Source organism: Caballeronia sp. GAFFF2 (assembly GCF_023631485.1).
GTDB lineage: Bacteria > Pseudomonadota > Gammaproteobacteria > Burkholderiales > Burkholderiaceae > Caballeronia.
Genome location: NZ_JALQDA010000119.1, coordinates 1 through 240, shown reverse-complemented (window position 1 = coordinate 240; position 240 = coordinate 1). Strand labels below are relative to the sequence as shown.

Below are 240 nucleotides of genomic sequence, written 5' to 3'. Positions count from 1 at the left end.
GGAGCGGTAGTTCAGTTGGTTAGAATACCGGCCTGTCACGCCGGGGGTCGCGGGTTCGAGTCCCGTCCGCTCCGCCAACGCATTGCAAGCAGGAAGACTCCGGCTGATAAGCCGGATTTTTTTTCGCTACGCTGTGTCGATAGTTTAGTTTTAGTAGGTTGAAGTCCCCTTCGTCTAGAGGCCTAGGACATCACCCTTTCACGGTGAGTACAGGGGTTCGAATCCCCTAGGGGACGCCAG

General features: G+C 56.2%; 2 tRNA genes. Both read left to right on the top strand.

The annotated features are described in order from the left end of the window. Positions 1–77 (top strand) — tRNA-Asp (locus NCT04_RS34355). A gap of 86 nt (positions 78–163) precedes the next feature. After that, positions 164–239, top strand: a tRNA-Glu gene (locus NCT04_RS34350). The last annotated feature ends 1 nt before the right edge of the window (position 240 follow it).